At 58.9% G+C, this 13424-nt stretch carries 15 protein-coding genes; 6 read left to right on the top strand and 9 right to left on the bottom strand.

Annotated features, from left to right (window positions below; genetic code table 11):
• Window positions 1–125 precede the first annotated feature (125 nt).
• From QF043_RS04975 to QF043_RS04965, 3 genes are all read right to left on the bottom strand, one after another.
• A complete protein-coding gene (locus tag QF043_RS04975) occupies window positions 126–707 on the bottom strand; it encodes a sigma-70 family RNA polymerase sigma factor (protein ID WP_307417687.1) in 582 nt (193 codons plus the stop codon).
• Window positions 708–815: 108 nt separating this feature from the next.
• Entirely contained in the window at window positions 816–1607 is a 792-nt protein-coding gene (locus tag QF043_RS04970) for a phosphate/phosphite/phosphonate ABC transporter substrate-binding protein (RefSeq protein WP_307417686.1), read from the bottom strand.
• Window positions 1608–1616: 9 nt separating this feature from the next.
• The gene (locus tag QF043_RS04965) at window positions 1617–2546 is read right to left on the bottom strand and encodes a fatty acid desaturase (RefSeq protein ID WP_307417685.1); all 930 of its coding nucleotides are present in this window, start codon (window positions 2544–2546) and stop codon (window positions 1617–1619) included.
• A 301-nt stretch (window positions 2547–2847) separates the two neighbouring features.
• On the opposite strand from QF043_RS04965, the gene QF043_RS04960 reads away from it, so the two are divergent.
• Window positions 2848–3285 (top strand): GNAT family N-acetyltransferase, encoded by a 438-nt coding sequence (locus tag QF043_RS04960; protein ID WP_307417684.1) that lies wholly within the window; start codon window positions 2848–2850, stop codon window positions 3283–3285.
• Window positions 3286–3344: 59 nt separating this feature from the next.
• On the top strand, window positions 3345–4163 hold the full coding sequence (locus tag QF043_RS04955; RefSeq protein ID WP_307417683.1) for a class I SAM-dependent methyltransferase: 819 nt from the start codon (window positions 3345–3347) through the stop codon (window positions 4161–4163).
• A 139-nt stretch (window positions 4164–4302) separates the two neighbouring features.
• Here QF043_RS04955 and def read toward each other — a convergent pair whose 3' ends face one another.
• The 3 genes from def to QF043_RS04940 all read right to left on the bottom strand — a co-directional run bounded on the left by def (window position 4303) and on the right by QF043_RS04940 (window position 6161).
• Window positions 4303–4842, bottom strand: coding sequence for a peptide deformylase (gene def / locus QF043_RS04950; RefSeq protein ID WP_017139199.1), 540 nt, complete (start codon window positions 4840–4842; stop codon window positions 4303–4305).
• Window positions 4843–4845: 3 nt separating this feature from the next.
• A complete protein-coding gene (locus QF043_RS04945; protein WP_056858638.1) occupies window positions 4846–5796 on the bottom strand; it encodes a YihY/virulence factor BrkB family protein in 951 nt (316 codons plus the stop codon).
• A 179-nt stretch (window positions 5797–5975) separates the two neighbouring features.
• Complete coding sequence (locus QF043_RS04940; protein WP_307417681.1) at window positions 5976–6161, bottom strand: CsbD family protein; 186 nt, start codon at window positions 6159–6161, stop codon at window positions 5976–5978.
• Window positions 6162–6361: 200 nt separating this feature from the next.
• Here QF043_RS04940 and QF043_RS04935 point away from each other — a divergent pair, with 200 nt between their 5' ends.
• On the top strand, window positions 6362–6739 hold the full coding sequence (locus QF043_RS04935) for a hypothetical protein (RefSeq protein ID WP_307417680.1): 378 nt from the start codon (window positions 6362–6364) through the stop codon (window positions 6737–6739).
• 175 nt (window positions 6740–6914) lie between these two features.
• Here QF043_RS04935 and fadD1 read toward each other — a convergent pair whose 3' ends face one another.
• Window positions 6915–8606: a long-chain-fatty-acid--CoA ligase FadD1 gene (gene fadD1 / locus QF043_RS04930; RefSeq protein WP_305455167.1), complete on the bottom strand. Its 1692-nt coding sequence runs from the start codon at window positions 8604–8606 to the stop codon at window positions 6915–6917.
• 383 nt (window positions 8607–8989) lie between these two features.
• Window positions 8990–10678, bottom strand: coding sequence for a long-chain-fatty-acid--CoA ligase FadD2 (gene fadD2, locus QF043_RS04925; protein ID WP_307417678.1), 1689 nt, complete (start codon window positions 10676–10678; stop codon window positions 8990–8992).
• A 210-nt stretch (window positions 10679–10888) separates the two neighbouring features.
• Here fadD2 and QF043_RS04920 point away from each other — a divergent pair, with 210 nt between their 5' ends.
• On the top strand, window positions 10889–11833 hold the full coding sequence (locus QF043_RS04920; RefSeq protein ID WP_236370504.1) for an alpha/beta hydrolase: 945 nt from the start codon (window positions 10889–10891) through the stop codon (window positions 11831–11833).
• A gap of 58 nt (window positions 11834–11891) precedes the next feature.
• The gene (locus QF043_RS04915; RefSeq protein WP_003175719.1) at window positions 11892–12362 is read left to right on the top strand and encodes a MaoC family dehydratase; all 471 of its coding nucleotides are present in this window, start codon (window positions 11892–11894) and stop codon (window positions 12360–12362) included.
• Window positions 12363–12512: 150 nt separating this feature from the next.
• Here QF043_RS04915 and QF043_RS04910 read toward each other — a convergent pair whose 3' ends face one another.
• Window positions 12513–12980 (bottom strand): PA2169 family four-helix-bundle protein, encoded by a 468-nt coding sequence (locus QF043_RS04910; RefSeq protein WP_307417677.1) that lies wholly within the window; start codon window positions 12978–12980, stop codon window positions 12513–12515.
• 203 nt (window positions 12981–13183) lie between these two features.
• On the opposite strand from QF043_RS04910, the gene QF043_RS04905 reads away from it, so the two are divergent.
• Window positions 13184–13420 (top strand): DUF3820 family protein, encoded by a 237-nt coding sequence (locus tag QF043_RS04905; RefSeq protein ID WP_017139191.1) that lies wholly within the window; start codon window positions 13184–13186, stop codon window positions 13418–13420.
• Window positions 13421–13424: the final 4 nt, after the last annotated feature.

Here is a 13424-nt window from a genome sequence, read left to right as displayed (position 1 = left end):
TCATTTTCCGGAACACAGGAGATCAACGGTGGGCGCTGGCTTGCCTGCGATGGCGAGGGTGGCTTCAACATCGCTATCGCAGGCAAGCCAGCTCCCACACGGGATCGGTGTGCTACTCAAGTTGTTTAAAAGTCATAACTGAGCCGCGTGGAGTAGAACGCCCCTTCCGACGCGGTCGGTGACCGGTAGCTGTATGGCTGGCCTGGCGTCTGGCGCAGGCAACGGTTGAGCGCACGGGCCATGTAGTCGCTGACCGAGCGCTGGGAAATGCCCAGCTCGGCGGCGATCTCGGGATAGGTCAGGCCATTGAGCTGCGAAAGCAAAAAGGTCGCCTTGACCTTGGCCGGCAGGCCGTCGAGCAATTGGTCGATGGCCTGCAAGGCCTCAAGTATTTGCGCAAGGTCTTCGGGCGACGCTGCGTTGGGGGTTTCGTCGTTGTCCAGGGCGTCGAGGTAAGCGCGTTCCAGATCACGGCGACGCCACAGTTGGTACATCAAACGCTGGGCGATGGTGGTGAGCAAGGCGCGAGGCTGACGAATCGGCAGCACGCCGGGTGAAGTCAGCAGGTGCACGAAGGTGTCGGCGGCGATGTCTTCGGCGTGTGCGCGGGAATCGAGGTGGCGGTGCAAACGGCTGCACAGCCAGTCGTAATGACTGCGGAACAATCCGCCCACGTAATCGCGGTGAGAAGTGTCGGCGCCGGACATAGTGGCTCCATCTGAGAGGGTTGCGCGTTATGTCCGGTGTTCCGGTGGAGCGATCCTAGCAAGGCTGCTTATTCTTTAATAATATTTAAAAGGTATTTTTATATAACCTTATTGAAGCTTCGGATAACCGGCATCGACGGCTGTTTGCTGGTAGCCCAGAAGCACCTGGTAGTCGTCTTCGCTGGCAGGCAGGACTGCCTGGATGCCGAGGGTTTCGACCACGTGCGGTAGATCCTGTAACGCTTGATTCATCACGTCACGAATGTGTGCGGCTTGCTCATCGTTCAAGTGCAGCGCGCCGATGAAGGGCAAGGTCGGGCTCGGCGCGCTGTGGCTGATGATGCGCAGCCCCGCCACTTCTTCGGCGGCGAAACGGGCGAGGTAGTCGTAGGTCACGCTGTCGATGGCGGCAAGGTCGGCGCGGCCTTCGCGCAGCCAGCGCAGGCTTTCACGATGGGCGCCGCTGATGCCGACGCTGGCGAAGAAACGGCCTTCGCGGTGCAGCGGTGCAAGGCGCTCGCGCAGCAGGTTCATGCCGCTGTTGGAGTCGTGGCCGTTGATCACGCCGCGGCTGTCGTAAAAGTCCGCAAGCTGAGTGCGCGGGTTGTCGTCGCGGGTCAGCAGCAGGCTGCAATGTTCGCCCTGGCCGCTGTGGGCCAGCTCATAGCGCGGGCGGCCGATCACGCGCACTTTGCCGCGCAGCTGGGTCATCAGCGGGTAGCCGCAGGTTTGCGTCACCAGCAGTTCGGGCGCCAGCCACAGGCCTTCCAGGTCGAGGTGGTCAGCGTTGCGGCGCGTCAGGTTCAGGCGCTGGAAAATGCGCGCCAGCCACGCTTGGTTGGCCTGTTGCACCGCTGCGGGCGCGACGTACATCAACAGCTCGGCGTAGTGGTCACTCATGGTCGTCTCTCACGCAAAAGGGTGCCGAGGGCTGTCGATGGCCTTGAGCCCGTGGCGGCTGATCAACTGGCCATAACCCTGCACCAGGAAACCACCGCTGCGCGCCACCCATTGTTCACGTCGCGCCCGGTAGACCGTGGGCAGCAGATACCAGGGCAACTTGGGCAAGTCGTGGTGCACCAGATGCAGGTTGTTATTGAGGAACAGCCAGGTCCACGGCCAGGACGCTTCGTTGAGCACCGTGCGCTGTTCCGGCTGCAGGTGTGGGCGGTGTTCATAGTAGGAACGGATCGACGCCAGGGACAAGGCCGGCGCGGTCACCAGCAACAGGTAATGCCACACCGGAATGGTGCTGTAATGGTCAATAAAGCTCAGCATCAGGATTGTCACGCCGCCGTGGGCCAGCCACATCGGCCACACCTGGGGCAGGCGCTGGAGTTGATGACGCGCCAACCGCGCGATGGCCAGCGGCGATGCCAGCAGAAAGCGTCCGAGTACAGTTTTGGTCAGCCAATGCACCCCGCGTTTGAATAACGAGCTGTTATCCCATTGGTATTGATTAAGGTAGCGGCTTTCCGGGTCGATGCCCGGCAGGGTCAGGTCTTCGTCGTTGTGGTGCAGCAGATGGCTGTCGCGGTACAGCGTGTAGGGATACCACACGGCAAACGGTGCGTAGCCGAGCAGTTTGTTGATCAGGGGCGAACGGGTGGGATGGCCATGCAGCAATTCGTGTTGCACCGACAGCCAGAGTGTCACCAGCGGGACCAGCAACACCGTGCTCAGCCACAGGCCCAGCCAGTGGCTGGCGAACAGCACGGCGAACCAGCCGGCGTACACGCCGACCAGCAACAGCCAGGTCGGCCATTCGGTGAGTGCGGTAAAACTGCGTGCCAGGGCTTCGATTTCCCGGCGGTGGGTCAGATCAAGGTAGTTGGCCATCGGCAGCTCAGAGCAGGTGTTTCCTGCTCTGTGCAGTGAGGTGCAAAAATCTTGCAGATCGTTTGGTTCTAAGCTTGTAACTCAGTGCCCGAACAGGCCGGCTTCGGACTTCTTGGTTTTTTTCTCGGCGCGTTTTTCATCGGCGGTTTTTGCCGGCTTTTTCTTCGCGGCTTTCTTTGAATCCATACCTTTGGCCATGATGCATGCTCCACGTGAAGGGGATGTAACACTGGGTATACCACCTATTGCCCGGCAGAAGGCGCTTATAATCGGCGGCCCTTGATTACGTTGCCCAAACACCATGCCCGAACTGCACCTTCAACTGCTGGCAGAGCCGCTGTGGCCGCTGCTGAACAAGTTTTACCGCAGCCATAATTCGTCGATGAAGGCGCTCAAGGGCGGGCGCTTGTGGGTGGCGCGCGACGGCGAGATTGTCGCCGGGCTGTGCCTGACACCTGTGGTGGGTGGGCAATGGTTGACCGGCGTGTTTGTCGACCCGGCCTATCGCGGCCACGGGCTGGCGGCGCGGTTGATCGCTGCGGCAGTGGCTGATGTGGAAGGTAGGGTGTGGCTGCTGTGTCATCCAGAGCTGGAGGGCTTGTATCAGCGTATGGGTTTCACCCAGGAAACCACCCTGCCTCAATCCCTGGGTGAGCGTCTGGTGCGCTATAAACGCAACAAACCAATGATCGCCATGGGCTTAGAACCGTTAGTGAGGACCCCTGCAGATAATGTGTGATCGCCCCGTGCAAGGCCCGTGCTAGCCTCGACAGCACAGTGGCCCCTTACAGGATGATCATGAAAAACACGTTTGCAGCGCTGTCTCTTACCGCCCTCCTCGCTCCGGCTTTAAGCCAGGCAGCGCAGGCGCCGATTACCGCCGAGCAGTACGCCAGCGTGCTGGCCGGCAGTTGGCGCGACCCGGCCAATAGCGCGCGTGACGGTTACCGCCACCCGCAGCAAACCCTGGAGTTCTTTGGCCTGAGCGCCAAACAGAGCGTGATCGAAATCACCCCGGGTGGCGGTTGGTTCAGCGAAATACTCGCACCGCTGCTCAAGGACCACGGGCATTACATCGCCGCCGTGCAAGCCGCCAGCAGCAGCGCTTATGCTGCGACGTCCGAACAGAACCTGAAAAACAAATTCGCCGCCGACCCTGCGCGCTATGCCAGGGCCGACGTCGTCGAGTTCAACCCCAAAGCCCCGGTGTTCGGCAAACCGGCTTCGGTGGACGCCGTGCTGACCTTTCGCAATGTGCATAACTGGGTAGACGCGGGCACCGCACCGGCGACCTTCAGCGCTTTTTACACCGTGCTCAAACCCGGCGGTGTGCTGGGCGTGGAAGATCACCGGGCCAAAGACGGCGCGGACCTGGAAGCGATCAAGGACAGCGGCTACCTGACCACGGCGCAAGTGGTGAAGCTGGCAACGGACGCCGGGTTCAAGCTGGCCGGCCAGAGCGAGGTGAATGCCAACCCCAAGGACACCAAGGACTACCCGGGCGGCGTGTGGACGTTGCCGCCATCGTTGCGGTATGGGGAGCAGGATAAGGCCAAATACCTGGCGATTGGCGAGTCGGATCGGATGACGTTGCGGTTCATAAAACCCGCCCGATAACTCTGTTTGGAATGCATTCCAAATGTGGGAGCGGGCTTGCTCGCGAATGCGGTGTGTCAGTTGATGGATTTACTGACTGATCCACCGCATTCGCGAGCAAGCCCGCTCCCACATTTTTTGATCGCATCCCGTCAGTGACTCACTCGTCAGCGTTTGGGTCCATATCCGGGAACATCACTTCGATAAACCCGAACTTGCTGAAGTCGGTAATTCGCGAGGGGTACAGCCGGCCGATCAGGTGATCGCACTCGTGCTGCACTACTCGCGCATGGAAGCCGTCGGCAACGCGCACAATCGGCTCGCCCTTGGGGTCGAAACCTTCGTAGCGAATCTGCTGGTAACGATCCACCGCACCGCGCAAGCCGGGCACCGACAGGCAACCTTCGTAACCTTCTTCGAGCACCGGGCTGAGCGGCGTGATCAGCGGGTTGATCAGAATGGTCTGCGGCACCGGCGGCGCATCCGGGTAGCGTTCGCTGGCCTCGAAACCGAAGATCACCAACTGCAGGTCCACACCGATCTGCGGGGCGGCCAGGCCGACACCGCCGACGTGCTCCATGGTCTGGAACATGTCATCAATCAATTGCCACAGCTCAGGGCTGTCGAACATTTCCGGCGGAACCGGTGGCGCGATACGCAGCAGGCGCTCGTCGCCCATTTTCAGGATTTCACGGATCATCGATCAGACTTCATCGGTAGTGGGCTTGGAGTGGTCCCGGCCGAGGCCTGAGACGTGCTGTTTTTCATCCGTGTGGCTGTCTTCATCGAATTCCTTTTCCCCTGGGTCCTTGCCTTCAGCCGACATATGCTCGATCACGGCATTCATCTCCGCGCCGAGCAACAACACGGCGGCGGAAATATAGAAGTACAGGAGCAGGACGATGATCGCACCGATACTGCCATACATGGCGTTGTAGTCGGCGAAGGTTTTGACGTAATAGCCAAAGCCCAGTGAGGCGATGATCCACACCACCACGGCCAGTACGGAGCCTGGGGTGATAAAGCGGAATTTCTGCTCAACATCGGGCATCACGTAGTACATGAGGGCCACGGCGAACATCAGCAGAATCACGATCAGCGGCCAGCGCAGGATGGTCCACAGCGTGACCACGAATTCCTGCATGCCGATCTGCCCGGCGAGCCATTCCATTACCTGCGGCCCGAGCACCATCAACGCGGCGGCGGCAAGCAGCATGCCGGCAATGCCGACGGTGTAGAAGATCGACAGCGGGAAGCGCTTCCAGATCGGCCGGCCTTCGACCACGTCGTAGGCGGCGTTCATTGCGCTCATCATCAGGCGTACACCGGCCGAGGCGGTCCACAGCGCGATCACGATACCCACCGAGAGCAAACCGCCCTTGGACTGCTGCAACTGGTCGATCACCGGGTTGACCTGCTCCAGCGCCTGGGGCGGCAACACCAGTTCCGACTGCATGCGCAGCCAGGTGAAAAAGTCCGGCAGGTGCAGGAAACCGATCAGGGCAATAAGGAACAGCAGAAAAGGAAACAGCGAAAACAGCATCTGGTAGGCCAGTGCCGAGGCGTAGGTGGGCATTTCGTCATCGACGAATTCCTTGACGGTGCGCACCAGCACTTTGTGGAGCTTGAGGCCGTCTAGTACCGGAAAAATCATAGCGTCTCCTTTCGCCGCAAAAGGGTGAGGTCGTGGGCGACTCAGGGGCCGTTTTCTACATCAAAGTAGCCCATTTGGCGACTTTGAAACAATTTCCAAACTTTAGTTGCACGTTTTACACAAAAACGGCCATCCGTGGATGGCCGTCGGGCTGCATGAATCCAGCCGGCGATTGGGTCTTACTTGACGGCTTTTTTTACCGCATCTTTGGTGTCGCCGACGGCTTTCTGGGCTTCGCCTTTCTTTTCCTGAACCACGCCTTCTGCGCGCAGTTTGTCGTTGCCCGTTACCTTGCCAACGCCTTGCTTGACGTTACCAACGGCTTCGTTGGCCAAACCTTTTGCCTTATCCGATGTGCTGCTCATGGTATTTCTCCGAAAGAACAATCAAGGGTTTTGGTCATTACCTAAAGATTGACCGGCGGCCGTTCGGCAGAGTTTCAATTATTTTTCAGCGCGCATTTCATCGCAGCGAACAGGTTTGGCTTTATGTTTTGCCGCCAACCCACGAGAATGCCCGGCACATTCAGGCTATAACGCTGAATAACAGATCCCGTAGGAAGGTTATGAAACTCAATAAAGCACGGGCCATTGCCCGTAGAAACCAGGAACTGGGCGGTGCCGTACTCGGCGTCAACAACTGCCACTTCACCGACCTGGACAGCAAACGCAACATCTGGTGGTTCGACCTGCCGCTGGTGCGCATTGGTGTGGGCCAGTACGAGTGGGTTCACTTGTTGATGCACAACGCTGAAACTGACCAGTTGCTGCACCTGAAGGTGCCGACGGCGTTCCTGCGCGAACACATCGAAGGGCTGGTGGTGCGCAATGCGGGCAAGCGCAAGCCGGAGATTACCCTGGAGCTGAGCGCGGATAAGGATTCGTTCTTGAAGGATGTACGCCCGGCCGGTGCTGGCGTGGGTTTTGCGCAGTTTGCCTTGTAGGGCAACGGAGCAAAATGTGGGAGCGGGCTTGCTCGCGAATGCAGAGTGTCAGTCACCGGCTGTGTCGCTGACACACCGCATTCGCGAGCAAGCCCGCTCCCACATTTGGAATGTATTTCAATGCTGAGAGATCAGCAGCTATAAAAAACCCCGCATCAGCGGGGTTTTTTATCGGTTACTTTTTAAGGCCGAGCTTCTTCAGCTCTTCATCACGCAACTCACGGCGCAGGATCTTGCCCACGTTGGTGGTCGGCAATGCATCACGGAATTCCACGGCCTTGGGCACTTTGTAGCCGGTGACGTTGGCGCGCATGTGTTCCATCACCTGGTCCTTGGTCAGGGTCGCCCCTGGCTTGACCACGATAAAGATCTTGATGTGCTCACCGGATTTTTCATCCGGCACACCGATGGCCGCACATTGCAGCACGCCCGGCAAGGTCGTCAGCACGTCTTCCAGCTCGTTGGGGTAGACGTTGAAACCGGAGACCAGAATCATGTCTTTCTTGCGGTCGACAATGCGGATGTAGCCGTCTTGCTGGATGATCGCGATGTCACCGGTCTTCAACCAGCCTTCGCTGTCGAGCATTTCGGCGGTGGAGTCGTCGCGCAACCAGTAGCCCTTCATCACCTGCGGGCCTTTCACACACAGCTCGCCGGTTTCGCCCAGTGCCAACTCGGTGCCGTCGTCGGCGATGACTTTGCACAGGGTAGAAGGCACCGGAATGCCGATGGTGCCGATCTGGATGTGCTGAATCGGGTTGACGGTGGCCACCGGGCTGGTTTCGGTCATGCCGTAACCTTCACAGATGCCACAGCCGGTCACGGCTTTCCAGCGCTCGGCCGCCGCCAGTTGCAGGGCCATGCCGCCCGACAAGGTCACTTTGAGCGCGGAGAAATCCAGCTTGCGGAACGCTTCGTTATTGCACAGCGCCACGAACAAGGTGTTGAGGCCGACAAACCCGCTGAACTTCCACTTCGACAGTTCCTTGACCATCGCCGGCAGGTCGCGCGGGTTGCTGATCAGGATGTTGTGGTTGCCGATCAGCATCATCGCCATGCAATGAAAGGTAAACGCATAGATGTGGTACAGCGGCAGCGGCGTGATCAGGATCTCGCAGCCTTCGTTGAGGTTGGAGCCCATCAGTGCCTTGCACTGCAGCATGTTGGCGACGAGGTTGCGGTGGGTGAGCATCGCGCCCTTGGCCACGCCGGTGGTGCCGCCGGTGTATTGCAGCACGGCCACATCGCCGCTGGCGGGGCTGGCATCGTTGACCGGTTGACCGTGCCCCTTGGCCAGCACGTCGTTGAACTTAATCGCCTTGGGCAAGTGATAGGCCGGGACCATTTTCTTCACGTACTTGATGACGCTGTTGATCAGCAGGCGCTTGAACGGCGACAGCAAGTCAGCGACTTCGGTGACGATCACGTGCTTGACGGCGGTCTTGGGCACGACTTTTTCAGCCAGGTGCGCCATGTTCGCCAGGCAAACCAGGGCCTTGGCCCCGGAATCATTGAATTGGTGTTCCATTTCCCGCGCGGTGTACAGCGGGTTGGTGTTGACCACGATCAGCCCGGCACGGATGGCACCGAACACGGCCACCGGGTATTGCAGGACGTTGGGCAGTTGCACGGCGATTCGATCGCCCGGCTTCAAGTCGGTATGCTGTTGCAGGTAGGCGGCGAACGCGCCGGACAATTCGTACAGTTCACCGTAGGTGATGGTCTTGCCCAGGTTGCTGAAAGCCGGTTTGTCGGCGAAGCGCTGGCAGGACTGTTTCAGTACCGCCTGAATATTCTGATACTCGTCTGGATTGATGTCTGCAGCAATCCCGGCGGGGTACTTATCCTTCCAAAAGTCTTCGTTCATGGAAGCCCACTCCTCAGCGACGCGAATTCATCATCGCATTTGATGCGATTATTATTGGTGTATGTTTTTTTAGGTGAGTCTGGCGCTTTCAAGCAGGCCGAGAAGTCACAAAGCGCGCCGAGAGTAGCAGCTTTGCCAGGGGCCGCCTAGAGCCAAAAGAAGGCCCTACAGTCATAAACATGACTCAAGAATATCTAGTGGTCATTTTTAGAGCAAAGATTCTATAAACAAGGAAATGGCTCTGGAATGGGCTATACAGAGCGATAAACAGCAATGTGGGAGCTGGCTTGCCTGCGATAGCGGTGATTCAGCCGATAAATCGGGTGACTGATACATCGCTATCGCAGGCAAGCCAGCTCCCACATTTTTTATTGCATTTCACATCAGGCGATGTCGCGCAGCTCCCTGCGCAAAATCTTGCCCACCGGCGTCATCGGCAGCGACTCACGCAACACAATGTGCTTGGGCACTTTGTACCCGGTGAAGTTGGTTTTGCAGTACGCCTTCAACTCTTCAACGCTCACGCCCTGGGCGCGCGCCACCACAAACAGCTTCACCGCCTCGCCGGTGCGTTCGTCCGGTACGCCGATTACTGCGCAGTTGGCCACGGCTGGATGCGCCATCACCACGTCTTCAATCTCGTTGGGGTACACATTGAAGCCCGAGACGATGATCAGGTCTTTCTTGCGATCGACGATGCTGACAAAACCATCGGTGTCGATCACCGCAATATCACCGGTTTTCAGCCAGCCTTCGGCATCCAGGGCTTCGGCGGTGGCCACGGGTTGCTGCCAATAGCCCTTCATCACCTGCGGGCCTTTGATGCACAGCTCGCCGCGCTCGCCCAAGGGCAGCTCGCGGCCTTCATCATCAATCACTTTCATCGCTGTGCCCGGCACCGGAAGGCCCACGGTGCCCAGCCGCGACTGGTTGCCGTAGGGGTTGGTGCTGGCCACCGGCGAGGTTTCGGTGAGGCCGTAGCCTTCGCCGATGGAGCAACCGGTGAGTGCCTTCCAGCGCTCGGCGGTGGCCTTGACCAGCGCGGTGCCACCGGAGTTGGTGATTTTGAGGTGGGAGAAATCCAGGGTCTTGAAGTCGGGATGGTCCATCAGCGCCACGAACAGCGTGTTCAGCCCGAGCAGGCAGGAGAACCGCCACTTTTTCAGCTCCTTGATAAACCCGCCGATGTCACGCGGGTTGGTGATCAGCACGTTGTGGTTGCCGGTCACCATCATGCACATGCAATTCGCGGTGAAGGCATAGATGTGGTACAGCGGCAGCGGCGCGATCATCACCTCCTGCCCTTCCTTCACCAGCGGCTGGCCATCGTCAGTGACCTGGGACATGCACGCCCGCGCCTGCTGCATATTCGCCACCAGGTTGCCGTGGGTGAGCATCGCGCCCTTGGCCAGGCCGGTGGTGCCGCCGGTGTATTGCAGCACGGCGATATCATCCAGGGTCACCGGGTGGCGAACCACCGCCTGGCCCGCCCCCATGCGCAAGGCGCGCTTGAACGACACCGCACGGGGCAGGCTGTAGGCCGGGACCATTTTCTTGACCTTGTCGACCACGATATTGACCAGCCAGCCTTTGGCGGCGGGCATGAAGTCGCCCATCCTGGCTTCGATCAGGTAGTCGATCTCGGTGTCGGTGCACACGTCCTGCACCCGCGCGCCGAACAGGTTGAGGTAGACCAGCGCGCGCACGCCGGCGTCCTTGAACTGGTGGCGCATCTCACGCGGGGTGTACAGCGGGTTGGTGTTGACCACGATCAAGCCGGCGCGCAGTGCGCCGAACACCGCAATCGGGTAATGCAGCACGTTGGGCATCTGCACCGCGATGCGCTCGCCAGGCTTGAGGTCGGTGTGGTTTTGCAGGTAGCCGGCGAACGCGGCACTTTGGCGCTCAAGCTCGGCGTAGGTCAGGGTGATGCCCATATTGCTGAATGCCGGACGGTCGGCAAAGGCTTTGCAGGAGCGTTCAAAGACTTCGATCACCGATTTGTAGGTAGTGAGGTCGATGTCATTGGGAACGCCCGCCGCGCGTTTGTCATTCCAGAAATCAGGTTGCATTATTCTTGTCCTCGTACCTGAGTGTGTCCGGCCGCTTTCTCATTGATATAAAAAGCGGAGCTTTGGGGACGTTAGCAGCTATGGCCAAACAGGCAAATACGCGCAACCGTGTCATTTATTGTATGAATCTTGCCCCTAACGTGTAGGCAGATACACCAGACCCGGCCAGATGAGCTATACACTGCAACGACCCTGAGCAAAGGAAGCGCTATGAACCACAGCACCTTCTGGCTGACCGCGAATGACCGCAGCCGCCTGTACGTCAATCAATGGCTGCCGGACGGGCCCGCCAAGGCCATGATCATGCTGTCCCACGGCATGGCCGAACACAGCGGGCGCTATGCGCGCCTGGCCGAAGCGCTGTGCGCAGCCGGCTACGGCCTGTACGCACTCGACCAGCGCGGCCATGGCCGCACCGCCGACGAAGGCACGCTGGGGCTGTACGCCGAAAAGGATGGCTGGAACAAAGTGGTGGGCGACCTCGCCAGCCTGAACCAGCACATCGGCCAGCAGCAGCCGGGCCTGCCGATCATCTTGCTGGGCCACAGCATGGGCAGCTATATCGCCCAGGCGTACCTGTTGCACCACAGCGCGAGCCTGGATGGGGCGATTCTCAGCGGTTCGAATTTCCAGCCGGTGGCGCTGTACCGCGCCGCCGGCGTCATTGCCCGCCTGGAGCGCGCGCGCCAAGGCCTGCGCGGACGCAGTGCGCTGATCGACTTTCTGTCGTTCGGCTCATTCAACAAGGCGTTCAAGCCCAACCGCACCGCATTTGACTGGCTCAGCCGCGACCCGCTGGAGGTGGACAAGTACATCAACGACCCGCTGTGCGGCTTTCGCTGCACCAACCAGTTGTGGATCGACTTACTGGGTGGCTTGCAGCAGATCAGCAAGGCGTCCAACCTCGCACAGATCGATCCGGGCCTGCCAATTATGGTAATGGGCGGCGAATGTGATCCGGTGAGTGAGGGCAAACGTCTCAAAAGCCTGGCCCATGCCCTGCGTGAGGCCGGTTGCCAGAACCTGCAATTGACTATCTACCCGCAGGCGCGTCATGAAGTGTTCAACGAAACCAACCGCGATGAAGTGACAGCGGATGTGCTGAAGTGGCTCGAGCAGGCCCTGACGTTACGCAGGCCGGCGCGCTGCGAATAAACTTTTCCTTTAAAATCAGCTTATTAAATTACCGATTAGCCACAGGATGCACCTTTAGATGACCCAGGTTACCAACACCCCATACGAAGCCCTCGAAGTCGGCCAGACCGCCAGCTACAGCAAGACCGTTGAAGAGCGCGATATCCAGCTGTTCGCGGCGATGTCCGGCGACCACAACCCGGTGCACCTGGATGCGGAGTACGCCAAGGCGACGATGTTCAAGGAGCGTATCGCCCACGGCATGTTCAGCGGCGCACTGATCAGTGCGGCGGTAGCCTGCGAGCTGCCTGGGCCGGGCACTATCTACATCGGCCAGCAGATGAGCTTCCAGAAGCCGGTGAAAATCGGCGACACCTTGACCGTGCGCCTGGAAATTCTGGAGAAATTGCCCAAGTTTCGCGTGCGCATCGCCACCCGCGTATTCAACCAGCGCGACGAGCTGGTGGTGGACGGCGAGGCGGAAATTCTCGCGCCGCGCAAGCAACAGGTGGTGACATTGACCGAGTTGCCGCCGATCAGCATTGGCTGATAGAAATCTCAAAATCAATACAAAACAAATGTGGGAGCTGGCCAGCTTGCGATACAAACACCTCGGTGTATCAGTTACACCGGGGTGATGCTATCGCAGGCGAGCCAGCTCCCACATTCAGTTACAGCATAGGCAGTTACAGCAATGTGCTTACGACTGAGCGCGAGCCTCGTTGCGCAGGGCTTTCACCTGGTCGTGGTTACGTTGTGCGCCGTGGTACTGACGCTCAACCAGGTCACGAATACCCAGCAGGTTGTGCTTGTTGATCTTCTCGATCGCTTCCTTGTAAGCCTTCAGGGCGTGGTCTTCACCGCGCTCGGCTTCGTTCAGCACCGCTTCTTCATCCTTACCGGTGACCATCGACTTCACGTCAACCCAGCCACGGTGCAGAGCGCCAGCAACCGAACCGGATTTTTCCGGATCGCCACCCAGAGCACGTACGGCGGTTTGCAGCTCGGCAGCTGCGGCGGCGCAGTCAGCAGAGCGCTTGGTGAACAGCGCTTTCAACTCTGGGTGCTTGATATCTTCAGCGCAGGTTTTGAAGCCTTCCTGGCCGTCTTTGCTGGTCTCGATCAGGTCGTTGAGTACGGAGATCGATTCTTTATTGATGTCAGTCATTTTTCAATTCCTTGTGCGGGTTAGAAGGTTGTCTTAATGATTGCAGCGCCCGTGCCAGGTTTTGAAAAATTACTTTATTGATATATTTCAGTTACTTACGAAATATTGAACCATCTGTATCTACGTTATTTGCATGATCTGTCATTTGGCCTTCATGCAGAATGCCTGTATTTTCCAAGGACTGACGCCAACCCTTGAAGCCCATGAACCCCGAAAAACTCGAATTGCTGATTACCCGCGAAATGCCCTTCGGCAAGTACAAGGGACGCATCATCGCCGACCTGCCCGGCCCTTACCTGAATTGGTTCGCCCGTGAAGGCTTTCCTCACGGCGAGTTGGGCGGTTTGCTGGCCTTGATGCAGGAAATCGACCACAACGGCCTGTCCGAACTGCTGGAGCCGCTGCGCGTAAAACACGGCAAACCTGCCCCCCGTCATTAAAGAG

The sequence above is a fragment of the Pseudomonas sp. W3I7 genome (assembly GCF_030816095.1).
Classification (GTDB): Bacteria; Pseudomonadota; Gammaproteobacteria; order Pseudomonadales; family Pseudomonadaceae; genus Aquipseudomonas; species Aquipseudomonas salomonii.
This window is presented reverse-complemented; position numbering and strand designations above follow the sequence as displayed.

What these genes read in the sequence shown, in the direction of transcription:
- fadD1 (WP_305455167.1), bottom strand. Translation starts at nt 8,606, where the DNA reads ATGAACGAAGACTTTTGGAAGGATAAGTACCCCGCCGGGATTGCTGCA.
- QF043_RS04960 (WP_307417684.1), top strand. Translation starts at nt 2,848, where the DNA reads ATGCCCGAACTGCACCTTCAACTGCTGGCAGAGCCGCTGTGGCCGCTG.
- QF043_RS04935 (WP_307417680.1), top strand. Translation starts at nt 6,362, where the DNA reads ATGAAACTCAATAAAGCACGGGCCATTGCCCGTAGAAACCAGGAACTG.
- QF043_RS04970 (WP_307417686.1), bottom strand. Translation starts at nt 1,607, where the DNA reads ATGAGTGACCACTACGCCGAGCTGTTGATGTACGTCGCGCCCGCAGCG.
- QF043_RS04965 (WP_307417685.1), bottom strand. Translation starts at nt 2,546, where the DNA reads ATGGCCAACTACCTTGATCTGACCCACCGCCGGGAAATCGAAGCCCTG.
- def (WP_017139199.1), bottom strand. Translation starts at nt 4,842, where the DNA reads ATGATCCGTGAAATCCTGAAAATGGGCGACGAGCGCCTGCTGCGTATC.
- QF043_RS04905 (WP_017139191.1), top strand. Translation starts at nt 13,184, where the DNA reads ATGAACCCCGAAAAACTCGAATTGCTGATTACCCGCGAAATGCCCTTC.
- QF043_RS04975 (WP_307417687.1), bottom strand. Translation starts at nt 707, where the DNA reads ATGTCCGGCGCCGACACTTCTCACCGCGATTACGTGGGCGGATTGTTC.
- QF043_RS04920 (WP_236370504.1), top strand. Translation starts at nt 10,889, where the DNA reads ATGAACCACAGCACCTTCTGGCTGACCGCGAATGACCGCAGCCGCCTG.
- QF043_RS04945 (WP_056858638.1), bottom strand. Translation starts at nt 5,796, where the DNA reads ATGATTTTTCCGGTACTAGACGGCCTCAAGCTCCACAAAGTGCTGGTG.
- QF043_RS04955 (WP_307417683.1), top strand. Translation starts at nt 3,345, where the DNA reads ATGAAAAACACGTTTGCAGCGCTGTCTCTTACCGCCCTCCTCGCTCCG.
- QF043_RS04910 (WP_307417677.1), bottom strand. Translation starts at nt 12,980, where the DNA reads ATGACTGACATCAATAAAGAATCGATCTCCGTACTCAACGACCTGATC.
- QF043_RS04940 (WP_307417681.1), bottom strand. Translation starts at nt 6,161, where the DNA reads ATGAGCAGCACATCGGATAAGGCAAAAGGTTTGGCCAACGAAGCCGTT.
- QF043_RS04915 (WP_003175719.1), top strand. Translation starts at nt 11,892, where the DNA reads ATGACCCAGGTTACCAACACCCCATACGAAGCCCTCGAAGTCGGCCAG.
- fadD2 (WP_307417678.1), bottom strand. Translation starts at nt 10,678, where the DNA reads ATGCAACCTGATTTCTGGAATGACAAACGCGCGGCGGGCGTTCCCAAT.